Raw genomic sequence first — 400 nt, 5'->3', positions numbered from 1 at the left:
GTACTACCGCGTCAGAGGCATTAATGCGTTCGGCGAATTGGGACCGCCGAGCGATTCTGTGGTGGGTCGCGGACGCATCCCTGTCACCTTTGCGCCCATAATTTCAAGCAAGGAAGTGATTGATAACAAGCGAGTTAGTCTTACTTGGGAATATTCGGACGAAATGAACGAATCCATTACCGGTTTTCGCGTCTATCGTTCGCCCAAACCGACCGGCACAAAAGAGAAAATTTACGAAAGCAAAAAGCCCAAAGAACGCGTGTACATCGACCCACACCCGGATTTGACCAATTATTATGTGTTGTCTGTGTTTGATGACGAAACGGAGAAATTTTCGCCCCAAACGTATGCTGAATTGCTCGACAGCATCCCCCCTGCCGCTCCACGCAGGCTTGCGGGC

General features: G+C 50.5%; 1 protein-coding gene. It reads left to right on the top strand.

All coding sequences use genetic code 11. The features are described 5' to 3' along the window. The coding region (locus ASC50_RS05285; RefSeq protein ID WP_158648482.1) for a hypothetical protein at nt 1–400 on the top strand (400 nt) is incomplete at both ends.

It is taken from the genome of Candidatus Symbiothrix dinenymphae, from assembly GCF_001431085.1.
Note: the sequence above shows the minus strand (reverse complement) of the source record. Positions and strands in the feature narration are given on the sequence as shown.